The 24,568-nt window shown below is 39.8% G+C and carries 10 protein-coding genes; 2 read left to right on the plus strand and 8 right to left on the minus strand.

The annotated features are described in order from the left end of the window. From JHD79_RS16945 to JHD79_RS16970, 6 genes are all read right to left on the minus strand, one after another. Positions 1-588 (minus strand): pectinesterase family protein (locus JHD79_RS16945; protein WP_233164764.1); only part of this gene is annotated, 588 nt, incomplete at its 3' end. Between the two features lie 288 nt (positions 589-876). Further along, on the minus strand, positions 877-4,461 hold the full coding sequence (locus JHD79_RS16950) for a T9SS type A sorting domain-containing protein (protein WP_199120490.1): 3,585 nt from the start codon (positions 4,459-4,461) through the stop codon (positions 877-879). 87 nt (positions 4,462-4,548) lie between these two features. Beyond that, a complete protein-coding gene (locus JHD79_RS16955; RefSeq protein WP_199120491.1) occupies positions 4,549-5,625 on the minus strand; it encodes a T9SS type A sorting domain-containing protein in 1,077 nt (358 codons plus the stop codon). 284 nt (positions 5,626-5,909) lie between these two features. Then, complete coding sequence (locus JHD79_RS16960) at positions 5,910-7,409, minus strand: NAD(P)H-hydrate dehydratase (protein ID WP_199120492.1); 1,500 nt, start codon at positions 7,407-7,409, stop codon at positions 5,910-5,912. Between the two features lie 102 nt (positions 7,410-7,511). Then, positions 7,512-10,352, minus strand: a complete 2,841-nt coding sequence (gene uvrA / locus JHD79_RS16965; RefSeq protein WP_199120493.1) for an excinuclease ABC subunit UvrA — start codon at positions 10,350-10,352, stop codon at positions 7,512-7,514. A 256-nt stretch (positions 10,353-10,608) separates the two neighbouring features. Next, positions 10,609-12,138, minus strand: coding sequence for a T9SS type A sorting domain-containing protein (locus JHD79_RS16970; protein WP_199120494.1), 1,530 nt, complete (start codon positions 12,136-12,138; stop codon positions 10,609-10,611). A 244-nt stretch (positions 12,139-12,382) separates the two neighbouring features. Between JHD79_RS16970 and JHD79_RS16975 the strand changes: the two genes are divergently transcribed. Continuing rightward, positions 12,383-15,343, plus strand: coding sequence for a histidine kinase (locus JHD79_RS16975; RefSeq protein WP_199120495.1), 2,961 nt, complete (start codon positions 12,383-12,385; stop codon positions 15,341-15,343). Then, positions 15,343-16,134, plus strand: coding sequence for a LytTR family DNA-binding domain-containing protein (locus tag JHD79_RS16980; RefSeq protein WP_199120496.1), 792 nt, complete (start codon positions 15,343-15,345; stop codon positions 16,132-16,134). The genes JHD79_RS16975 and JHD79_RS16980 overlap by 1 nt, the downstream gene beginning before the upstream one ends. Positions 16,135-16,230: 96 nt before the next feature. On the opposite strand, the gene JHD79_RS16985 is transcribed toward JHD79_RS16980, so the two are convergent. Further along, positions 16,231-22,278, minus strand: a complete 6,048-nt coding sequence (locus JHD79_RS16985) for a choice-of-anchor Q domain-containing protein (protein WP_199120497.1) — start codon at positions 22,276-22,278, stop codon at positions 16,231-16,233. A 468-nt stretch (positions 22,279-22,746) separates the two neighbouring features. Further along, on the minus strand, positions 22,747-24,525 hold the full coding sequence (locus tag JHD79_RS16990) for a tetratricopeptide repeat protein (RefSeq protein ID WP_199120498.1): 1,779 nt from the start codon (positions 24,523-24,525) through the stop codon (positions 22,747-22,749). Between the last annotated feature and the right edge of the window lie 43 nt (positions 24,526-24,568).

Raw genomic sequence — 24,568 nt, forward strand, 5'->3', positions numbered from 1 at the left:
GATGACACATTCATCAAAGACAGTCTTCGAATTTCCGAAAATAAAATCTACCACTCCTTCTATATAGCATTTGTACAAGGATTGTGGATATTTAGAGTTATAGCCCAAGAACGTGTCCTGTCCTCCTAAAAATCTACAATTCTTAAAAGAAGCCCTATCTCCACTAACATTAATGGCAAGTGCCTGCGGCGCATCTCCAGTTGAATTTTCATAAGTAATATTCGCACTGCTAAAATCATCTGAATTGATAATAACCGATGCCGAATTTGCCGTACCATAAGTACCACCACCAGGCATTGCCTTACCATTATAATTGTCATAAGTGATGATGGTTTTTGCTACATCTTCGCCAATAAACTGTATAAATTTTTTAGCTATGGTAAGGTTTTCCTTATAGATCCCCTTCTTAATCAGTATTCTATATGGACTAGTGGAAGTGCTTGGGGCTGCAGTTACAGCATCCTGTATAGTTGTATAGTTACCAGTACCATCTTTCGCCACTACAACATTATATTGGCCTTTCGCATAAACTATGCACAATGTGGCAATGAGCGTAAAAATGATTTTAATTTTAATTAAATGTTTCATCTGTATTAATTTGTTTTTAAGGGTGATGAAGCTGTCATGATTTATTCATTCCACTGTTTGATTATTCGTATTAGTTATTATCTTCATTAGTTCTCATTAGCCTTGAGGTTCTTTGTAAATCATAACGGTTTCATCCGTATTAATTTGTTTTTAAGGGTCAGATGGAGCTTACCATGATTAAAATAATTATCTAATCATGACCGATTTCATTTTATCTATCGTTAATATTTTTAATTATTAGAACGGTAATATATTATCACCCCCACATCATCCATTTGCATTTCCCATCTATTTCCTGATCACTTTTATCTGATCGGTTTTACCATTAATCTCTAGTTTAATGATATAAAAACCTTTAGGCATATTTGATAGATCTACATGGGTAACACTTTGTCCCTTTGCTATAGCTATTGTTGCTTTTTTCTGTCCTTGGGCATCATATACCATCGCCAACCCTGCCTGTTGCAGTACTGTATGTTCTACATTAACAATACCCTCCGTTGGATTTGGGTAAGCGCTTAATCCCTTGGTGAATGAAGTTATATTTATTGCTTTTACTTCGCTTAAGGTAAACTTGCCATCTTTATCATATTGTTTAAGCTGATAATAAGAATTACCTGTAAATGGCGTGCGGTCATTAAAACCATATTCATGTATACCCGCTACATTTTTAGCGATCTGATTATTGACCACTACAAAATCTGTATTTTCTCCTCTACGCAATACTTCAAACTTTTCTGTATTTTGTTCATTAGCGGTTTTCCAGGTTACCCTTACTTCTTTGGCAGATGATGTACCAGAAAGTTTGGCATCAAATGCCAACAGATCTAAAGGAAGTGGATTTGCAGGAAACCACTCTACCTTATCTGCACCTGCATAAATAGGTACAATTACCCTTACTACTGCAGCAGGCAGGGCATCGTATTGATAATAATTCGAAGGTGTAAATACAACATTTGGATTTAGTTCGTCGAATTTAATAGACCTACCACCCGGATTTAGCATAGCAGGATTAATTTGAGCAGTGATTACCGATAAACCACTATCATCATATTCATTATTTACCTGTTTTAAACCTGTTGCAGGTTTATTTCCCGTTTTAGAGGTAAAGGTGTCATCGTTATTATTACCATAAATTGCCTTGAAATCTGCTGATAGCCGATCACCATACATTGGCCACCTTGTATTAAGGAAGAAGTTTCCTTCTGCATAAACAGATGAGTTGTTAGAAGCCGCTATACCATATAGCGCTACTTTCTCCTCTAGGTTATTTAGCACATGTACCTCTCCAAATCTTACCCTTGGATTCCTTGAATTGGTATTATAAAAATAATTACCAAAATAGGTTACTTTTAGTCGACCGTTATCCGTAGCTCCATTGCTATCTGAGTGGCCGACCAAGCCTGTTTTCCAGCTATTCCTGTAGAGCGTCCAAGAAACCGTTACATAACTTGCCCCATTCTTGATATCAATGCCTCCATCGGGATGTTCGGTATTAGCTGGCCTGGTAGTAGGGTGCCCTACGGTACAATGATCTATCCAAACATGGTGCGTTTCGGTTTCTCCTATGTTGATACCATCATCGTAATAATCTTGAAAAGAGATATTTCTGATAATGATATTTGAGGAACGCTTGATATTGAACCCAAAATTCAAAACCACATTTTTTCTTCCAATAATGGTCAAGTTCTCTTGTTCCTGAATGGTTAGCATATGGTTGCCCCAAACACTAAAACCATTACTTGCCACATCGGTATAAACTCCAGGTTCCAAAACAATGGTAAGTGGACTCTTATCCATAAATTTATATCTGATGCGCTGATACAGGATTTCACAAAGTTTATTAAACTCTGAAGGTCCGTTAATATAAACTGTCTTCGCTGGAAAACCAGCTACTACGGCCTCTCCACCCGTGGTTGGACCAGCAAAGCCATCGGCAGTTACCGATGCAAATCCAACTACTTTTTTGAAATCGATATTAAGGTTATCCGTAAAAGTTGCAGTGATATTCTTATTACCATCTACCGTAATGGTTTGTGTGAGGTTATTCCCTGTCAAGTTACCACTCCAACCTTGAAACGTTGAGCCCAGTACTGATGCCGCTGTGACGGTCACTACAGTACCCTCCGGATATTCCCCTCCTGCAGGATTTAAAGTCACCGACCCAATTCCAACCGTACTCACATTGATTTTGTAGGTACTGATCACCCTGAAATTAGCTACCACAGTTTTATTACTGTTCATGGTCAATGATTGAGGGTTGGTACTTCCGGTCAAATCGCCCGACCAATTATCTAACTTTAGGGCCGGTTTTTCTTCTGCCAAGAGCGTAACTGTTTCCCCAGAAAAATAACTATTGTTAGCCCTCACCGGTGTTAAAGCTACCGTACCACTATTGGTAGCACTTACATTAAGTGTATATGATGCACATTGTGCACCAGACAAATCCATTTTGTCTAGATTTGGGCCATCGGTAAGCTCCCATGTCAGCTTAATTTTATTTACACCTGCCGATAGGTTTACCGCCACTATGGCTTCTGCCCAATCGGTAAAGGTTGCTGTTCTTGGAAAATCTACATTCTGAACAAAAACGTCGTTCACATACAAAGCAGCAGAACGGTTTTCATCTTTGGCCAAGGAATACCTAAACTTTGCCGTTTGAGCTCCTGCCTGTTGATTACATACCGTAAAAGTGATCTGGTTTTCCCCCTCTGCTAAAAAATCAATGAATCCTGTACCGGTATAATTGGCATGTTGGTTATCTACCTTACCGGTATAATCTGCATTTTCAGCCTGATAGGCTGTAAAAGTCAGGTTAGGATCTACTATTACAACCGTTACCGTCCATTGTTTGCTTGTCCCATTTTGTGCCGTGACCGTATAATTTACTGGTGCAGTAAAATTTGCGGCGAGGTTTCCTGCTGGACTCGCAGTAGCGGAAGCCGAGAGCTGAAAGGTGATGGGAGTTAATGCCGACAAGTTTATTCCTATAGGCATAGTGACCAGTATTTGCCCCGTAGCACTATTGATGGAGGCATTACCAATCTGATCATTAGTAAGCTTAAAAGCGATAATTTCTTTTTCTGATGACAGGACAGACTTCACAGTAACCGTCCATAATTTTGTAGTCGTCCCATCTTGGGCCCTTACGGTATAAATTACTGGGTTCTCATTTGAAAAATTTTGTGCAGCCGAGGCCAATGGGCTCACTGTTGCACCCGAAGATAATGTAAAAGTTGTAGGTGCTACGCCACTAAGATTAGTTCCCGTAGCTACATTTAGCTTAATGGTTCCCGCAGCGTAATCTATTACCTCTGTTCCTATTTGGCCTGCAAGCTTAAATGCCGTGATCTCGGTATCGGAACTGATAGAAGCAATGTTACTTTCTACATACAAATCGTGTATTTGTGTATTGCCCGATGTAGCCATTAAGCGAATAATGATATTCCCTGTGCTCTTCAATACCTGAAAAGCCGTTTGACTGGTTAAATCAAACTCTGCAGCAGTATTTACACTTAAAGTCGTAGCTATATTTTGAAAAGATGTTCCATTATTAGTGCTATAGCTTACCGTTACCGTTCTGGTAGAAGAAGCCGTGCTTTTCATATTTACTTTGAAAACACTACAGCTAGGCAGGTTGACTTCCAAATATTGTGTACTGGAATTAATTTGAACCATTCCTTTAGAGCATACCCCATCTGCAGCTTTAGTTGGCGAGAGCGTTCCATTAGAAGAAAGACCCGCTGGAAGTGAGGTTTGCTGGAAATCATAAACATATTTCCCCTGACTGTCAAAAGTTATGGTTTGTGCCTGCAATAAATTTTCTAACCCAAAAAACAGGCAAATGGTCAGTAATAATAATTTTATTTTCATTATATTTTTAATTTCTATTGGGCAATAGGATCTCCATACCACCTGAAAAAGCAGTTAAAAACACCTAGTAATACGGTTAACTAGATCTTACTTTTTAATAAACTTTTGAGATTGTGGTTTACCATTGGCATCGTAAACCAATACATAAGTACCCTTTGGCAAAGCCGATACATTTACTATGGTAGAAGTTGTACCTATAGAACTATTGGTCTGAAGTAAGCTTTTTCCATCTAAACCGACAACCTTTACGGCAGCCGTTTTTTGAACATATTCATGATTGACGACCAGTTCATTGCCTACCGGATTAGGGTGTAAACTTAAGCTAAGGCCTTTTAATTTGACATCTACGATAGCGCTATAAGTAAATTCACCATTTATATCTGTTTGTTTTAAACGGTAATAAGAAGTACCTGCTAGTGGATTTTTATCGATATAGGTATAATTATGGGTACCAGTAATGTTTTTACTTTGCACCACCTCTATTGCCTTAAATTCGGTATCATCACTTCTTCTTTCCACCACAAAATCTTGGGTATTCACCTCATTGGCAGTTTTCCAGCTTATGTTAACGGTTTTACCCATTGCGTCTGGTTTGGCAGAGAAAGAAAGAAGGTCGAGAGGGAGTGAAGAGTTTGTTGTCAAAGTAATTACGGACAGATTTATATTTTGCAGACTCCCTGTACCATTTGCATTTGCCACAAAAGTAAGTTCAATATTAGTGCCTTCTGTATTTTTGGGAATACTTAATCCACTTATTACTAAAGAGCTAGTTGAGCAATCTTGCCCGTAAATGGTAGAAGTTGTTGTAAAGTCAACATCCCTTTCCAACTCTATTCCATTTACCTTTATAGTTCCTAAATATCTGCTCGAAGTACCTCCAGAAGACTGTGCCATAATTGTAATTGTAGAAATGGATGTTGATTTTACAGTTAGCACAAAGCTATTCAACTGTACTCGCCTTCCTGCCAGACCGCAAAGATTACTTGTTGAAGTTGATAATGATGCGGGATAAGTAATTTTATCTCCTCCTGAAGATGTAGTATAAGTCCATTCAGTGGCCGCAGCACTCTCACTTGAAGTACGATATAGCTGCACTGCTTGAGCTTTTGCCCCTAAAGAAAAGAGCGTACAAAGACATGCGAAAAAAAGTACACGTTTTTTCATAACAATTAGGTTTAAAATTTGGTTAAATAGACTTTGGCCACTGAACCTTACCTACAAAAGATGAAGCTGATGGTCTTTCCGCCAAAATCTATTACAGATTTAAGTATTAGTTTTGGGCTTTGAAAGAAAAAACTGTGCAATCGTTCTCGGAAAAAATCAACCTATTTACCCGTAAAAATGCAACAGAAAGCCTGAAAACAACATTTTAGGCCTAATTAGTCTAAAAAAAATAATTGTAACGAAATTAACGCAACAATAATTCACGTGTAATTTCGTTTCACCGACTATCTATCAGAAACAAAATAGCTTAGTCGAGCAGGTATTTTTTTGATCAACGAAGAAGCCGTGACCACATACTTTTTTTTCGCTAGCTCATCTCCGGCGCTACCATGTAAATAAGCGGCCAAAATGGCGGCATCTTCTACGGTATAAGACTGTGCTATTAAAGCAGTAATGATACCCGTAAGCACATCTCCCATTCCACCAGAAGCCATCGCCGGATTTCCTGTTGGGTTAATATGGACTTCACCATTTGGTAAACACACAAAGGTATATCGGTTTTTCAATAAAATGACGATATGTCTTTCTCGAGCCTCATTTCTGGCCCTTTGTACCCTGTCCCACCAATGATTATGCAAACCAAATAGTCTATCGAACTCTTTCACATGTGGGGTTAAAATACTTTTTTGGGGCAATCTTTCCAATAACTCTTTTTTTTGCCCCAATATGTTTAAACCATCCGCATCGATAACCAAGGGTCTATTCAACGACAATAGCTTTTCTAATAGTCTTACCTGTTCATCGTCATGTCCCAAACCCGGGCCAATGGCAATAGCCGTGAATTTCTCAAAAGTTGCTACCTCCAGATGTTTATCTCTAGACAGGGCCATCACTTCTGGCAAACGGGTATTTAATGCCACTAATCCACTTTGCGGTAGATAAGCCGTAGTTAAACCAGCGCCAGTTTGTAAGCATGCTCCGCAAGCCAATAAGGCTGCGCCCATCGTGTTTTCATTACCCGCCACAATCAAAGCATGTCCATAAGTGCCTTTATGGCTAAAGTTTTCCCGGAGTTTCATCACCTGTTTAATAAATGCTTCCGATATTAATTTCCAAGGACTGGATAAACCTTGGATATATGCTTCATCCAATCCAATAGGCACTACCTTAAAGCGCCTTATGGCTTTAACACTCTCCGGAAAAAAGAAATTAAGTTTGGGCAGCTGAAAGCTGATGGTCAAGTCGGACTTAATGCCATTATACTCTAGCCCAATAACCCCTTCACTATTCAATCCTGTTGGCACATCTACCGCAACCACACATGCTTTAGCGGCATTGACTATATCGGCAACTTGGGCATACTTTCCTCCAAGTGGTTTATTCAATCCAGCGCCCAACAAGGCATCGATCACCACATCGCCTTCCGAAATCAACAAATGCTCAAGATCGTAAATGAAAGGGATATGGTATTTTCCAGTCTTTAATCGCTCTAGATTTTGTTGGTAATCTTCAGAGGACTTTTCCGAGAAAGTTCCCAAAAATATAGACAGCCCTGAATAACCATGATCTGCCAATCGTCTGGCAATTGCCAAACCATCACCACCATTGTTCCCTTGGCCACAGATCACCATTATTGGCGTACTATGCACTGGAAATTCCTTCACAAAAACTTTTACAAAAGCTTTTGCGGCTTGTTCCATTAAATCAATAGAAGCTATAGGCTGATGTTCGATGGTATAAGCATCTACGTCTTTAATCTGGGCAGAGGTAAGCAGATTTTGCATAAAGTAAAGTTAATGAAAATACCTTTCTTATGCATCTTATACACTCTCGTCAATAAAAGTCTCCTGCTATGTTATTTCGACAAATTAAAAGGGATGGAGCACTTACTCCATCTCTTTTTTCAAAAACTTACCAGTTAAACTGATTGGGCTTTCTATAAGGCCCTCTGGGGTACCCTCGAAAATAACCCTGCCACCACCTGCTCCACCTTCTTCGCCCAAATCGATGACCCAGTCGGCAACCTTTACCACGTCTAAGTTATGTTCGATCACCAAAACCGTATTGCCCTTCTCTACCAATTCATTCAATACGCCCAGCAATACATTGATATCCTCGAAATGTAAACCTGTGGTAGGTTCGTCCAAAATATAAAAAGTCTTTCCAGTATCTTTTTTAGAAAGTTCCGTAGCCAATTTCACCCGTTGGGCTTCGCCACCAGATAGCGTAGTAGAGGCCTGTCCCAAACGAATATAGCCCAAACCTACATCGTTCATGGTTTTAATTTTACGGTAGATGGATGGCATATGTTCAAAGAAATGACAGGCATCCTCAATACTCATGTCCAGCACATCGCTAATGGACTTACCTTTATAACGAACCTCTAAGGTTTCACGATTATATCTTCTACCTCCACATTCTTCACAGGGCACTTGTACATCTGGCAAAAAGTTCATTTCTATTACCTTCATACCGGCTCCCTGACAGGTTTCACAACGGCCACCTTTTACATTGAAAGAAAAACGGCCAGGTTTATAACCACGAATTTTAGCTTCTGGCAATTGCACAAATAAATTACGGATATCAGAAAAAACACCTGTATATGTTGAGGGATTAGATCTTGGTGTACGACCTATGGGGGCCTGATCTATCTCTATCACTTTATCAATTTCTTTTAGGCCCATTATTTTCTCGTAAGCCAATGGGGTTTTCTTCGCCCTAAAGAAATGATGGTTCAATATCGGATATAAAGTTTCGGTAATCAAACTTGATTTACCACTTCCAGAAACACCTGTAACTGCAATAAATTTTCCTAAAGGAAAATCTACCGAAACTTCCTTTAAATTATGTCCCGCAGCTTTAATAATAGACAGTTTATGCCCGTTCCCCTCTCTACGTTTTTTAGGCACTTCGATACCTTTTTTACCATTGAGATAGGCTGCCGTAAGTGTATTCGACTTTAGAATATCTGCAGGTTTCCCCTCTGCCACTACCTGACCACCATGTACACCTGCAGCTGGACCAATATCGATCACATAATCTGCTTCTAAAATCATATCCTTATCATGTTCTACCACTAGAACGGTATTGCCCAGGTCGCGAAGGTTTTTCAGGGCCGTAATCAAGCGTTCATTGTCTCTTTGGTGCAGTCCTATGCTAGGTTCATCCAAAATATACATGACATTCATTAATTGCGAACCGATCTGCGTAGCCAAACGAATACGCTGTGCCTCTCCCCCAGAAAGAGTGCGCGAAGTACGATCTAAAGTCAGGTAGTTTAGGCCCACATCCAGTAAGAAACTAATACGGGCCCTAATTTCTTTAAGTATTTCTTTAGCAATGGTATTTTGGCGCTCACTCAATCTTTCTTCTACGCCATCAAACCATTTCTGCAAACTTGAAATATCCATTTCTGCCAGTTCGAAGATGTTCTTACCATCTACCTTGAAATGTAAGCTTTCTTTTTTTAACCGCGCTCCATGACACTCGGGGCAGGTCTGTAGCTTACGGAAGGTTTCCATATCATCTGCGGCACCATCGCCCCTTTTCTCTTGCTGTTCTTCCAACAGTTTAATGATCCCATCAAAGGTTACCTGGTAATTCTGTACATTCCATTTGTTGTATTCTACAGCTACACTTAACAGGTCAGGTGCTCCGTTTAAGATGAGATTAATGTTTTCATCTCCCAATTTTTCCAATGGTGTGGATAAAGAAAAATTATATTTTTTGGCCAATGCCTTTAATACCTGAAACATCCAAATATCCCGGTATTCGCCCAAAGGCGCCAATCCACCATTCATGATGCTTAATTTCATATTCGGCATCACCGAATGCTTGTCTACCACAAAGATATAGCCTAGTCCATCACAGGTTTCACACGCTCCATAAGGAGAGTTGAACGAGAAGCTATTTGGCTGAGGCTCATCATAAGAAATACCCGTAGTTGGGCACATCAAAAACTTACTAAAATGGGCTACATTGTTATCTTTATCACTGATCTTTATTACCCCCTTACCTAAACGCATAGCTGTTTGTATGCTATCCAATAAGCGTTTATGGTCTTTTTTATCTATAAGGAGGCGATCTACCACAATCTCGATATCGTGGATCTTATAACGGTCTACCTGCATTTTAGGGGCAAGGTCCTTTATTTCACCATCAACCCGAACCTTTATATAACCTTGTTTGCGTATCTGTTCAAATAATTCTCGATAATGTCCTTTTCGGCCCTTTACCACTGGTGCCAGGATATTGACCGCAGCATGATCAAACCTTTTATAGATATTATTCAAAATCTGATCTTCACTCATACGCTCCATACGTTCCCCTGTATTATACGAAAAGGCATCGGCAACACGTGCATAGAGTAGACGCATAAAGTCGTATATTTCCGTAATGGTACCTACGGTAGAACGCGGATTTTTACTAGTGGTTTTCTGTTCAATGGCAATAACCGGGCTCAGACCGGAAACCTTATCTACATCTGGACGCTCCATACCTCCCATAAACTGACGAGAATAAGCACTAAAAGTTTCCATGTATCGACGTTGACCTTCCGCATAAATGGTGTCGAATGCCAAAGATGATTTACCACTTCCACTCAAACCCGTAACAACAACCAACTGGTTACGAGGAAAACTAACATCGATATTTTTAAGGTTGTGCACCCTTGCTCCATACACTTCTACATCTTTTTGTTCGCCAAGGTCAACGTGTTTTTTGCTCATATATTTATCAGTCCTCGATTTTTAAAACAGCCTGCAAAATTAACGAATTAAAAGCACAAAAGCTATTGATTTACAGATAACGGAGGAATGATATAAGTTGTTTTACATAGAGATGAGAAGCATCAAGATGCTACCCAAAACCTAGTTTGTCCTACTTTTCAATACGATCTTTTTGCAAAGAACTCCATAGAACTATTGTACAAAAACCTTATAAGCCAAAGCCTACAGGGTTAAAAAATGACAAGTTAATGTGTGGTTATTGCTTAATTAACTTCTTAGAAATACTTTCTTTAGTTCCAATTAACTTAATCAGATACACCCCATTTGGATAAGCCCTCAAATCTAATTCAGCACCAGTATCTTCAGGCTTAATCGTTATTGTTTCCAACACCCTACCCTCTATGGTACTTAAACTAAGTGAAGTATATTTTCTGGGTTCAAACCCTAAATCAACTTTATCTTTTGTTGGGTTAGGATATAAATTTAAGATAGAGCCTTTAAGTTTAAAATTTGCTGATTTGATACCCAGTTCTGTTGGTTTGCCATCCAAATCTAGCTGTACCAATTTATAGTAGTTTTCGCCATTTAGTGGAGCTTTATCTATAAATGAATATCTACTGTCCCCAGAAGTTGTTCCTTTGCCCTGTACTTCTCCTATTTTTTCAAAGGCTTTATTTTCACTGCTCCTGTAGACATCAAACCTATCATTCTCCTTTTCCGAAGTTGTTTGCCAATCTAATTTGATACTACCATGAAGTACCTTAACAGAAAGCCCCACAAAACCTACCGGCAATACAGGATCTACGACAGGACCTCTTAATGCACTTTCTACGGCAGTACCATTAATGGTACCATCTCGTGGCGTTACCTCAAAGCTGATATACTTGCCCATATCAGCAATGGACAACAAATAGGTTTTACCCGTAGCCGAAGCGATTGCGGCCTTATTTAATCCCAAAGCGTTATCCGCACGATACCACTTAAAAGAAGACCCACTTTCAGGATTGCTTTCAGCATCTGTATAAGTATAATTACCCGTTAGCGTTTTTCCTATCTGCAAGTTTCCTGTATTCGTTACAGTTGTGACAGTTGGCGCTGTATTTACAGGAAACGATGTGGTAGTAAACACAATTGTACTACTACTTGTTTTTATGTCCCAATTAGTTACATCAGCTATCAGTTCCCTAAACTCAGCAGGTGTTTTTCCTTCTCTCGCACCTTTGTATTGGGCCGCATTGCCATTGCCCGAAATGTAAATATTATTGGTTAGATCAGATGGTTTGCAACTTGAAGAACTTGTGGCGGGGCCGTTAACCAGCCACGTTGCCCCTCCATTAGTAGATTGATAAGCCAATCCAAATAAGAGCGTGCCAGTGAGACTTTGAGAATCATTTGCAGTATTGGATGACGGCAAAGTAAAATTGGAGTAGGCAAAAATATGTCCACCACTAGAATTGCCAAAAGTAAAAAAAGTGGAATTGGTAGGAGTAGTTGTGGAGTTTGGCGCATACAAATCAAAACTTCCTATACTCGCAGTTTCATTTTGCAAAGTAATGACGGTACCTGCCGCAATTGTATTTCCACTTGTATTTTCCCAATACCCATAGGGCTTCCTCCATCTCACCGTATTGCCTGTTGATGGATTTGTAGAGTTATACCCATTTTCAGAAAAAAAAACCTTGGTCCCTGCCAAAATATCCTTCCAAACAACAAAAGCAATGCCCTTTGGTGCATTTGCACTAAACCCTATGATAGATACGTCTCCTTGTGCAAGTGTTTGAGACATCGCTTGGTTACTAAAAAGCAAGTATATAAAGCAGGCAAACAACCAGACAGAAAAGTATTTGATATAGCGCGTTGAAAATAGATTTTTAATCATAATCATTGATTTTGAAGTGAATAAGGTGACCAATTTCATCGAAACAAAACAAATAATTTAGAAAGACCGCCTACTACCGTTTATCCACTTTTTTGCACAAATCAAATTTTAACTGAGGTCAAGCCAAAGTCGTTTATTACTTTGCAGGAATATGTCTTTTTCAACGCTTAAATTGTCATTGTACCTATTGCCATTTTCATTTGCCCCTGCTTTTAGCCAAGAGCTTATTTTTGAAAATGTCAGCAGCAAGCTATCATTGCCATCGGCAGAATGTTACAATGTAATGCAGGACAGCAAAGGTTACATTTGGGTGGCTTCAGAACAGGGACTGATCCGTTATAACGGTTCTTCTTCCAAGGTTTTTGCCGCAAAGGATAATTTACCCGAAAAAGCCATATATGCGGTTTTTGAGGATAACTATAAACAACTATGGGTAACTACGGCAAAAAATAGGGTCCTTTATTATAGTCATGATAAGTTTAAAGAAATACCCTTAAAAATTCCTCTGCTTACACCAAATGGAAAGTCTAAAAACATCAATTATCTCTTATCCTATTTTAACAATGAAATCTATATTCATTCCACTAGGTACCTTTATGCTATTGATATCCGTACAAAAACTACCAGAGCTATTTCAAAAACAGCAGCGAACGAGGATTTAGTATTCCTAAAATTAGGAAAGACTTTATTACCTATAAACAGCAACTATCTATATAACAGATTAAACAAAGCAAAGAACAATCAAACTGGCTTCCATATTCTAGTAAAGGATGGCACACATGAATTGAGGTTTAATGTTCTACAAAAAAACGTTAACGATATACATTGGCGCGTGCTCAGCTGTCATGCCAACGGATCAAACTTTTTCACCATCAATAATAAGCTCATAAAAGTCACCCCAGAATTAAGTTATGAGATTTATGAAATGCCTGCTTCTATCATCAGCTTGTATGCCGATAAAGATGGCGGGCTATGGGTAGGCACCATCAAAAATGGGGTATTTTACTACCCAAAGGCCAATATTTCAAGCACTCCAATGATTAGCCTAAGCAATTTATCTGTATCTGGCACCTACCAAGACAAGGAAGGAAATGTATGGTGCACCACCCTAGAAGATGGGGTTTATTTTGCCAACTCCAAATATATTGTGCAGTATAGCAATAAAACAACCTTTGTTAGCCCCCCTAACTTGCTTAAAAAAGTAGGGGATAAACTATTTGTTTCGACTGCACAGAGCGGATTAATGACCTATGGACCAAACGACACCTTTTACAGTACCAGTAAACAACTCGGGAAACAAATACATCATCTATTTTTTAATGAAGGAAAATATGTAATTGGTCAAAATAGTACAATGCTCACATCAAGTACAGATTTTAAAAACGTTAGGCCTTCGAATTGGAGTTACAATGACAATTATAAGGCAGATGCCATATATGAAAGTACAAGCGACACGACCAAAACCATTTTTTCCATCACCTACAACAAAATTCTTAGGCATGATAAAAATACAGCCTCGTTTTTCACCCTCATTAGATCTTCAGGAAAATGTATCCAATACCTAGATAGCAACACCCTTATTTATGGTTGTGCAAATGGCTTGTATACCGTAAATATAAAAAGTCAAAAACACCATCGGATACCCGGCATAGAACGTGCTGTCACTAAAATACTGCCTACCCATAAAAATGGAATATGGATAACCAGCAAAGGCGATGGACTCTATCAATATCAAAACGGCCAGTTCAACCGTATGGATCGGGAATTAAATTTACCCACTGATGTATTTTACGATATAGATGTAGACTCTCTAGGAAAAATTTGGATAGCCAGCAACTTGGGCATCATAAGCCTCCAAAAAAACAACAAAGGGTATAAAGTGCAACATTTTCAAGATAGTAATGGCCTACCTTCCAATGAAATATATAAATTGGCCATTTACCAAAATCAACTGTTTCTTTCTACGCCTAAGGGTTTAGGCCGTTTTCCCATAAACATTTCATTAATCAATGCGATCCCGCCTACTTTCTCTCTTGCAAAAATATCAACCCATACTACATTACTATCTGCTAAGCAACAATCCATTAGTTTGTTACATAAAGACAATAGCCTAAGCCTAGATTTTAATATACTTGCCTACAAAAACAACAAACAACATCTCATCTATCGGATTAAGCAGAATCAACCTTTTACAACCGTAGAAGGTAATCAAATAGTACTACAGAACTTAAAGCCTGATAAGTATGTCCTTACTGTTTATGCGCTGAATAATGATGGGATAAAAAGTTTAAGCCCTTATTTGTTAAACATCGAGATTATACCTCCATTTTGGCAAACCTGGTGGTTTTTAAGTCTGTGCCTACTATTGTTATTCATCATTATCTGGTTTATGAGAAAATTACAAATTGAACGGATAAAGCAGAGGGAACGAGAGAAAACAAGAATTAACACCCTCATTGCACAAAGCAAACTATCTGCACTTCAAGCCAGGATGAACCCCCATTTCATTTTTAATGCCATCAATAGTATACAAAACTACATTCTAAAAAACCAGTCGGAGGCTGCGCAGAGCTACCTGACCAAATTCAGTCGTTTAATCAGACTGGTTCTTCGCCAATCGGCAGAAAAAGCCATTACCCTTAAAGAAGAAATAGATACGCTTACGCTCTATATCGAGCTGGAGAAACTCCGCTTCAAAGATATTTTTGAATATAGGTTAGTTATCGCTCCAATACTAAATACCCAAACCATATTTCTACCTACCATGCTAATTCAGCCCTATGTAGAAAATGCCATATGGCATGGTTTAATGAACCTAAAGGGGGAAAGACGGGGGGAGCTACATATAGATATCCAAAATATAGGTGATGAACTTTTAATTTCAATTAAAGATAATGGCATTGGCCGGGAAAGGGCGACTGCCTTCAGGAAAGAAAAGAACTATGTTTCTGCAGGCATGATATTAACCGAGGAACGATTGAATACTTTACAGGATATTTTCCCTAATGGAAACTTTAAAATAAAAATTACCGATTTGGAACAAGGAACGAAAGTAGACATTACACTTTCCCTATCCTACGACTATACAGCACATGACCATAGAATTGACTAATGAAGGGATATATTGATCATATAGAGATGAAAGATAAGATTAGTGCACTAATTGTTGATGACGAGCAAGATGGACGTGAAGTACTTGCTCAACTCATACATATACACGCACCTAATTTGTTTATTGTAGGTGAAGCAGCCGATGCCGATACAGCTTGCAAACTTATCGATCGCTTTCAACCCCACCTGGTATTTCTTGATATACAGATGGCCGGAAAAAATGGTTTTTCTGTTTTAGAGCAGTATGAAAAGATAAACTTCGAAGTGATTTTCGTTACCAGTTACGAGCAATACTCCTTAACTGCTATAAAATTCAATGCCCTTGATTATCTGCTCAAGCCCATAGATACAGAAGAACTGAAACTAGCCATCTATAAAGCGACCGATAGAATCGGCACCAAATGGGAATATGAAACTAGAATTAGCAACCTGCTTGAAAGCCTAGACCGACAACAAAGTCCTCGTAAAATTGCCGTACATGTAAGGGATAGCGTTTATATGATTAACCTTAGCGAGGTACTGTATATAGAGGCTGATGGAAATTACTGCAAAATAGCTACACAACAACATGACGCTTACACGGTTACCAGAATGTTAAAAGAATTTGAAGAATATCTCGGGCCACAATCCTCATTCATTCGCATCAGCAAAAGTGCGATTGTTAATCTAGATTTCATTATCAAATATAGTAAAGGAGAGCCCTGTATATTGACCATGGCCAACCAACATACCTTTGAGGTGTCAAGGAGAAAAAAACAGGAGATATTAGACATATTGAAGAGCTCTTTATAGCGAACAGCACTTTTCTCATTGACCATGCCTAATGTTATTAAAAACCCTGCAAGCTTATATGCCCACAGGGTTTAAAGATCTGTCCGATAAAGAACGTTATTGTTTAACCACCTTGCGGGAATCACTGTTTTCCCGGCCCGACAATCTAACAAAATAAACTCCGACTGGATAGGCCGACAGGTCCAAAACCAGCTCTGTCTGATCAGGCCTCAATAGCACCTTCAGAAAAACCTTGCCATCAACGCCCGACAAGCTCATCGAATGGTATTGGCCAGACGAAAATGCAATATTCACCTTGCCCTGTGTAGGATTGGGATACAGGCGCAGGTTCTGAGCTGAAAGACTGAAGGCCAAAACCCTCGTGCCCAAATCCATTTCCTTACCATCATTACCAACCTGCACCAACCTGTAATAGTTATTACCATTAAGGGGCTGCCTGTCTACATAAGAATAGCTCCTGTCTGCACTGGTATTGCCCAGACCCAGCACCTCACCTATAGCCTTAAAAATACCATCACTTCCACTGCGATAGATGACGAACTTCCTGTTCTCTTTCTCTGAAGACAGGATCCAGTCTAGCCTAGCTGTCTGGTTCAAGATCTTGACCGTATAACTGGTCAGCACAACAGGTAGTACAGGATCCACCACCAATAGGGTTTGTACCACGTTGGCGGCCGCATGGTAGTAGGCATTACCCGCCTGTTGGGCAGTAATATCCGTTGTTCCGGCACCCCTGATCCTTATTTTCCAGACACCGCCATCTTGATAGGTCTCGGCTACAGTGGTATTGCTACTGCTATAGCTAACAGACAGGCCACTGCCTGCAGTAGCTGTAAGGGCAAAATCTGCCGTATTGGTAGTTTTTGGATTAAGGGCTGCAAAACTGATGGTCTGATCTGCCTTGCCCACCGTCAAAGTCTGCTGAACATTTGCTGCCGCATTGTAATTAGCATCACCCAACTGAGAGGCTGTAATAGTTGTACTGCCCACTCCAACAATGGTCACGGTATTGCCTAAAATAGTTGCTACCAATGGATTGGAACTGGTATAAGTTACGACATTACCAGAAGCTCCGCCCATAGCACTTAGGTCAAAGTCTGCGTCGCCGTAGGTTTTATTGGCTAAAACTGCAAAGCTGATGGTTTGGTCTGCTTTGTCAACTGTTAAGGTCTGCTGAACGTTGATTGCAGCGTTATAATTGGCATTACCCAACTGCGAGGCGATGATGGCGGTACTACCTGCTCCAACAATGGTTACGGTATTGCCTGCAATAGTTGCTACCAATGGATTGGAACTCGTATAAGTAACCGCATTGCCCGATGCGCCGCCTGTAGCATTGAGGTTAAAGTCAGCATCGCCATAGGTTTTATTGGCTAAAGCAGCAAAGCTGATGGTTTGGTCTGCTTTGTCAACTGTTAGTGTTAGTGAAATACTGCCCGCAGCATAGTTTCCTGTAGCCGCCTGTGCAGCGGTAATGGTGGTAGTTCCCACGCCAACAATGGTTACTGTACTTCCGTTAATTGTAGCCACATTTTCATCACTACTGGTATAAGTAAAGGCTCCATCACTATTAGTGGTAGGTGCGGTAAGTACAAAATCTGCATCGCCAAAGGTTTTGTTAATGTTGGCAAAGTTAGACAATACCGTAGCTAACAATTCTTGATACTCGTAAGCACCCATATCTATAGACGTACCAGACAAACGCTTATTCCCGAGCAAGTCTTTGTCTGTAGTTAAATTACCACCGTTATTGGTATATAACAAATTGTTACCTACACCAATGGCAGGGCTTTCGTCATGCAGGATATAATTGCCAGTATTAACAGGAGCTGCAGCAAAAGCCGTTGGATTAGCAAACTTAGGATCTATATCCAAATTGCCAGTACCAGCAAATCCTCCCTGTATGATGCTATAACTTACGCTAGTTATCGCATCTACTCGATAAGAAACTTTTATCCTTACCTGTTCGATATAAGAAACCACGGTAGGCAACAATAATCCAGCAGCTCTTGAGGTAATCGCAATGGCCACTCCAAAATCACTGGCATTTACATCAGACGGCGTTAAGATAAGCCCCCAAAGACTCCCGTTGGAACCATAAGTAAATGCCGTTTCCGATGTAGGCCAATTGACACCAATATTAGCTTGGTTAGTTCCTGCCACTTGGTTATTTTTGAGCAACCTGAAATCTAAATCCCTAGTATAGTTACTACTTGTATTATCGCTAGAAAGTTTTCGGATTTCTACCTCAACACCCAATATTTCAGCATTAGGCGGTATATTAAACCCTAATCCTTTCACTGTTAAAAAATGACTATTTCTTACGGTACCTCCTATCAACTGCGCCGCATTTGACATGGTGGCATAGCTGTTATTACCGGTAAGTGCATTGCCAGGGTTATTCCAAGGGTCGGTGCCAGTACTATTATCATTAATGGCCACTGTAGGGTTTTGATAAGCGGGTGCTTGTACGGTAGTATTTTCTAGAATACCACTACTATTACCATAAACCACGGTATTACCTATGGTGGGCGAAGAAAGATTGTGATAAATTGCTGCATTGGCAGTACCCGCACCGTTATTATTCGCAACAGTGACATTCAATATTTTAGGAGCCGAATAGGTACTATACATCGCTGCGCCACTGGCAGTACCCAAGGTTTTGTTCCCTGTTATTAAAGTATTGGTAATTAAGGGCGAAGCAAAATAATTGTAAATACCTGCACCCGTATCATCTGCCGTAGCGGTATGTCCTGAAATAATACAACTGGTAATTTTCGGCGAAGCACCTTGGTTATAAATACCTGCACCTCTATCTTGATAGATGGTTTGGCCATTCACCACGATGGTACTTGCGGTATTGGCATGACCGCCAACAATCGTAAATCCATCTAGTATAGCCGAACCTACGTTACCTACACCAAGTACAACGTGATTGGTATTGTCAGCATTAGCCGTAATGGTTGATGTGGTTTCATCATCACCATTTAAATCACCACTAAGGATTGTTTTATTGGCCACTAGCTTAAGGTCACGCTCGTTCAAGCTGTTTTCCGTCCCTGCGAAACCACCATACAACTGTACGTTTTTCACCAGTACAAACGCATTATCACGTCCACCATCAATGGCAAAACTCGCATCGGCCGCGTGGTAAAGTGGCTGATAAATCCCCTTAGCAACATAAATCTTTAGTGGATTGGCGTCCGTAAAATTATTTTGCTGTCTCGCCCATTTCAAGGCGTCAGAGAGTTGAGCCATAGAATTGATCCAGCTATCACCATTCCCTACACCGCCCTGTCCATTCCTATTTACATAAATGATATTATTAGCATCAGGTGTAACTTGTGGGCTTTGATATTCATAAGCACCTATATCAATAATGCCCCCGTTTGTAAACCTATATACCCTAGCATTACCTGCTAAATCTAACAAACTACCATTCAACCCTGTATAAAGACTGTTACTTCCAGTGTTAATCGCTGGTCCACCAAATTTTAGCGTAAAATCCTGATTAGAAATATCGTTAAATATTTGTGAGGCAACTAAACCAGAAGCATCAATATTATGATTGACAGTGTTAGTATTACCTTTTATCAAACTATAATTTAGACTTACACTGCCACTGCCAGCGGTAGCATATTGCAGTACGGGGTTATCCCAAAGTAAAGAATTATACACATTTACACTACCATTACTAATATACAGCCCTACAGCATTGCTGCCATTAGCCGTGTTACCGTACAAGGTACAATTCTGTAGTAAAGCATTATTTGCATCTTGATGCCATATTCCGCCGCCATTAATCTGTGCAGTATTGTTTACCAACAAACTGTTATGCATAATGGTCGATGCTCCATTGTTAAACATGGCACCACCGTAAGCACCAGCAGTATTACTTGTAAAAGTACTGCGATTAATTTTAGGCGATAAAGATAAACTATATACCGCACCACCATTAGTAGTGGCCGAATTACCAGTAAAGGAACTATTGGAAATCACGGGTGACGAGTTGTTGTTAAATAACGCTCCCCCATTAAGACTGGCAAAATTACCCAAAAAGGTAACCTTGTCAATAGTTGATGATGATGAAATATTAACGATGGCGCCACCAGCTTGAGCTGAATTACCAGAAAAAATGGTATTACTGATACTCAGCGGTGAAGCTAAATTATACATCGCTCCAGCATTGGCGGCCAAATTGGCTGAGAAATTAGTATTACTAATATTTGGCAACGATGAGGTATTATACATTGCTCCTCCATCATTGATAGCCGAATTGTTTACAAAGCTAAGATTGGTTAGTATTGGCGATGAAGTATGGTTGCGCAAACCTCCACCTAAATTGGCATTAAGCGTGCGAGTGCCCACCACTATATTTGTTGCGGCATTTGCATTTCCGCCATTAATGGTAAACCCATTAAGTTCGGCACCATTTACATTGTTTACCGAAATGACTACATGATAAGCATTTTCGCTATTGCCAGCAATGTTCAGTGTAGCACCACTACCCGTTATCACATCGTCACCATTGAAATCTCCACTTAATATACTTTTATTGGCAACTATGGTTAAGTCTCGTTGTGAAAGTGTAGTTTCCGTGCCTGCAAAACCTCCGTAAATTTTAACATTAGATACCAGCAGAAATGCATTATTTCGACCATCAGCGCTGCCGAAATTATTATCAGCAGGGCTATATAATGGTTTATAGGTACCTCCAGCCACCCATATTTGTTGAATGGCCGAATTAGTTTTCGCAGCCTTAAGAACATCTGCCAATTCAGGAGCGGCATTGGTCCAACTATTTCCACTAAGATTACCTGCATCATTTTGTTTGACATAAACAATACCACCTGCATCAGGAACAGGAACAGGATTGTAAGGACTTTCAAAAGCTCCCATATCTATAGTCGCACCTAACAATCGTAAACCACCCGCCAAATCCAAGGTAGTACTGTTCAACCCCGCATAAAGGCTATTATCACCCTTATTAACCGCTAGGCTAGACTCCTTCAGTTTAAAATTACCTGCAGCAACATCTACAAACTTAGGGTCCTGATTATAAATCACGCCAGCATTACAAGTGCCACCAACAGGACAAGATGCACCTTGTATCAATGAATAATTTACTTGGATTTCTCCTCCACTAGCAGTTCTATCAAAAAAGGAGGTATTGCCATAAGCGATAGAATTATTGAAAATAATGGGCCTCAAACCAGCATTCCAAAAGCGGGCATATACCGCAGCACTACCTGTATTATTATAAAAAGTGCAATTGGTAATGATGAGGTTATTGGCAGCCTGATCGCCATAACCAATAGCACTCCCGGCATTGGAAGTATTGCCTGTAAATAAGCAATTACTAATATAAGCGTTACTCGTTACACCACTACCATTATAATAAACAGCTCCTCCAGCAGCAGTGCTCCCCGCATTATTTTTGAATGTACAATTACTGATGTTTGGCACGGATTGATTAGAATAATAAATTCCACCACCTGTTACTGCCGTGTTATTGTTAAAAGTACAGCCCCTAATGATAGGCGAAGAAAGCACATTATATATTGCTCCACCATAAGTAGTTCCATTATTATTGGAAAAAATACAGTTCGTGATCATAGGTGGCGTAGAACATTGGTAGTTGTATATGGCGCCTGCACCATAAGTTGCGGTATTGCCCGAAAACGTACAATTAACCACCGAAGGCGAACTGCTGGCATTATACATTCCTGCACCCGCAACAACAGCACTTCCCCCTGTTACTGTAAAACCATCTAAAACAGCAGCATTAGTCAGTCCATTCAATTCATTTTTGATCACGTAACTACCATTACCTTGCAAAATTGTCACATTGCTTGTCCAGTTACGTGCGCCTAATGTTCCTTCATTGCCAGCAAAACCACCGTATATTTTTACGCCTTCTTTCATTGCAAAAGCTTGTCCACTTGCAGGTTGATAGGTACCCGCAGCTACCCAAACTTCATCACCTGAGGAAGCAGCATTAACAGCGATTTGGAAATTGGTATAGGCGTTTGCCCAGCTGGTACCGTTATTAGCACCGGTAGCATCGGCTTTTACATAGCGTGTGGTTTGCGCATAGCTTTGTATCACTACAAAACATAAGAACAGTAGAGTGTACTTCTTCATATTTTAAATTTAATTCTTCAATAGCAGCTTGCTACTTTACATACCGCAAGGTAAGTTTCGAGTATATTTTTATTGTTATAGAGAGGGGGGATAATTTGGGGTACAATTACACAACAAATTCATTTTCAAACACTTGAAAAACAACCTATACTCACCAATCCTATTGATCTTTTCAGACATAGCGATGAGGTAGTACAATCAATCAGTGGATTTTTGATGAAGAGGCTATTATAAAGCTACCTTATAGAGTTATGGTTTTCCTCCTCCTGCCCTCCCGATGCATCGGGATAAACACTCAAAGAGGTGGACACATCTAGCGATAGGTTTTTATTGTTAGCGCTCTCCAAATGCGAGATGATGCAGTAGTAAAGGAACAGTTATCCCAAGCACAACTCTCTCCCTTGAGGGAGAGAAACCCCACAGCGGAGAGCATGTATAAATCTCCATTAAATAGGAAAGGAAAAGTGATTACAAGCTATTAATGACCGTTTCCAAGCCTATATCTTCGGCAATACCTATTTTCTTACGTAATCGCTGTCGTGTTTTTTTGATGGTATCCGCATTTACCCCTAATATGGCGGCTATTTCTTTGGTACCTAATTGCAATTTGGTCAATGCACACAACCTTGTTTCTGCTGGCGTAAGATGTGGATAAGCGGTTTTCAGCTTAATAAAAAAGCCAGCATGCACTTTCTCAAACAGTTCTCTAAATTCATGCCATTGATCTTCAGTTAAAATGGTGGCATAATTAAGCCTTTGTAAAAACAGAAGCTCCTCATCCTGATCAACGGCACTTTGCTGCAATGCTTGCATTTTGATCTGTACCTGCTCTAACAAGGCCGTTTTCTGTTGTAGGTTTTCCACATAGCTATTTAACATGGCGGTAGCATGTTTCAGGTTGGCCTCTATTTTCTCTTTTTCCGCTTGTAGTATCACCTCTTTCTTTTCAAGGAACGCTTTGTCCCTTTTTCGTTTTAACGACTGTCTATTGTAGATCAACAAAAAGATAATGATCAATAAAATGGTGGCAGCAACTAAAAAGTACTGTTTCAGCAAAGCTGTGTGCTTTTCTTTTTCGAGCAGCTTTATTTCACTGTTGTGCTGCTCGGCTTCCAGCAATTGCTGAATAGCAACATTGTTGGAGAGTTGTACCCTACGGTCAATACTATCTCTTACTCCATCTGCCAACTTACGGTAGTACAAAGATTGTTGGGCATCCCCTTTTCCTTCCCACGCTCGGGAAAAAATATTATACAAATAGCCCAGTTTGATGTAATCTTCTACTTGTACCTCTCCAGGTTTTGTATGATAAGTAGCATCAGCCTCCTTCAAACGCTTCAATGCTTCATCGTAATGCCCATAAAAAACAGCAATGTCTGCCAGTCCCATCATTGCTTCGGCAATGCAGGCTTTATCTTTGGAAATTAGGCTGTATTTGTAATAATGCTCAAAAAAAGGAAAGGCACCCGCATAATCATGCGCTTTAAGGTGAAGGTTACCGATATTTCCAGAAATAATCCCCATCCAAGCCGTATCTCTCGTAGCAACGGCCTTGGCTTTGGCCAATAAAAAGTAATGTTTGGCACTATCAGGCCGATACAGTTCTCGATAGCTCAGCCCAAGGGTATTAAGGATATATATATCTACAACCGTCCTGTTCTTAGGATATTTTAAAGCGGTTTGCAAATGCTTTAAAGCCTCATGGTAATTACGCAAATGATAATATACGAAGGCCAAGCGGTACAATAAATAGCCAGGTTCTTCTATTTGTCCGTAACCGATATGCTGAAATACATAGTTAGCTTTGAGCATATAGGAAAGCGCCGCGCTATACTTTCCCTTGATAAAATAATAATAGCCCAAATGATGGGAAAACTCGGCCGCCTGCAGGGTCTGTTGGTTATGCTCTGCCATTTTAATTCCCAGCTCCATATCCCTCATGCCCAAACTATCATTATTGCCCTTAATGGCCAAATACTGCCCACGATAAAAAGTTACTGCCGCCAAACAAATCTCGTCATCTGTTTTTGTAGCACGCTTCTGTAAATCATCAAATGCCTGAAAAGCCTTTATACTATCGTATTGACGGACATTACGATAATACCAGTTATTAAGCGCTACTAATTTTTTGAGACCCTGGTTGTTGAAAAGCGTATCGTTTTTTTGTTGGCCAAATGCCTGAAAAAATGCCAACAAAAAGAATATACCTATGATGATATGCTTTTTAATAAGGGATATTGGCACCATGGTTAAACAATTATAACCAAAAGTAACAAGAACAATACATAGA

This window comes from Pedobacter sp. ASV28 (assembly GCF_016428855.1).
In the GTDB taxonomy this organism is placed as follows: Bacteria; Bacteroidota; Bacteroidia; order Sphingobacteriales; family Sphingobacteriaceae; genus Pedobacter.

Bases quoted from the DNA above. Each gene is read 5' to 3' on its own strand.
- JHD79_RS16985 (WP_199120497.1), bottom strand. From the start codon at position 22,278: ATGAAGAAGTACACTCTACTGTTCTTATGTTTTGTAGTGATACAAAGC.
- JHD79_RS16980 (WP_199120496.1), top strand. From the start codon at position 15,343: ATGAAGGGATATATTGATCATATAGAGATGAAAGATAAGATTAGTGCA.
- JHD79_RS16970 (WP_199120494.1), bottom strand. From the start codon at position 12,138: ATGTCTCAAACACTTGCACAAGGAGACGTATCTATCATAGGGTTTAGT.
- JHD79_RS16975 (WP_199120495.1), top strand. From the start codon at position 12,383: ATGTCTTTTTCAACGCTTAAATTGTCATTGTACCTATTGCCATTTTCA.
- JHD79_RS16960 (WP_199120492.1), bottom strand. From the start codon at position 7,409: ATGCAAAATCTGCTTACCTCTGCCCAGATTAAAGACGTAGATGCTTAT.
- JHD79_RS16955 (WP_199120491.1), bottom strand. From the start codon at position 5,625: ATGAAAAAACGTGTACTTTTTTTCGCATGTCTTTGTACGCTCTTTTCT.
- JHD79_RS16950 (WP_199120490.1), bottom strand. From the start codon at position 4,461: ATGAAAATAAAATTATTATTACTGACCATTTGCCTGTTTTTTGGGTTA.
- JHD79_RS16990 (WP_199120498.1), bottom strand. From the start codon at position 24,525: ATGGTGCCAATATCCCTTATTAAAAAGCATATCATCATAGGTATATTC.
- uvrA (WP_199120493.1), bottom strand. From the start codon at position 10,352: ATGAGCAAAAAACACGTTGACCTTGGCGAACAAAAAGATGTAGAAGTG.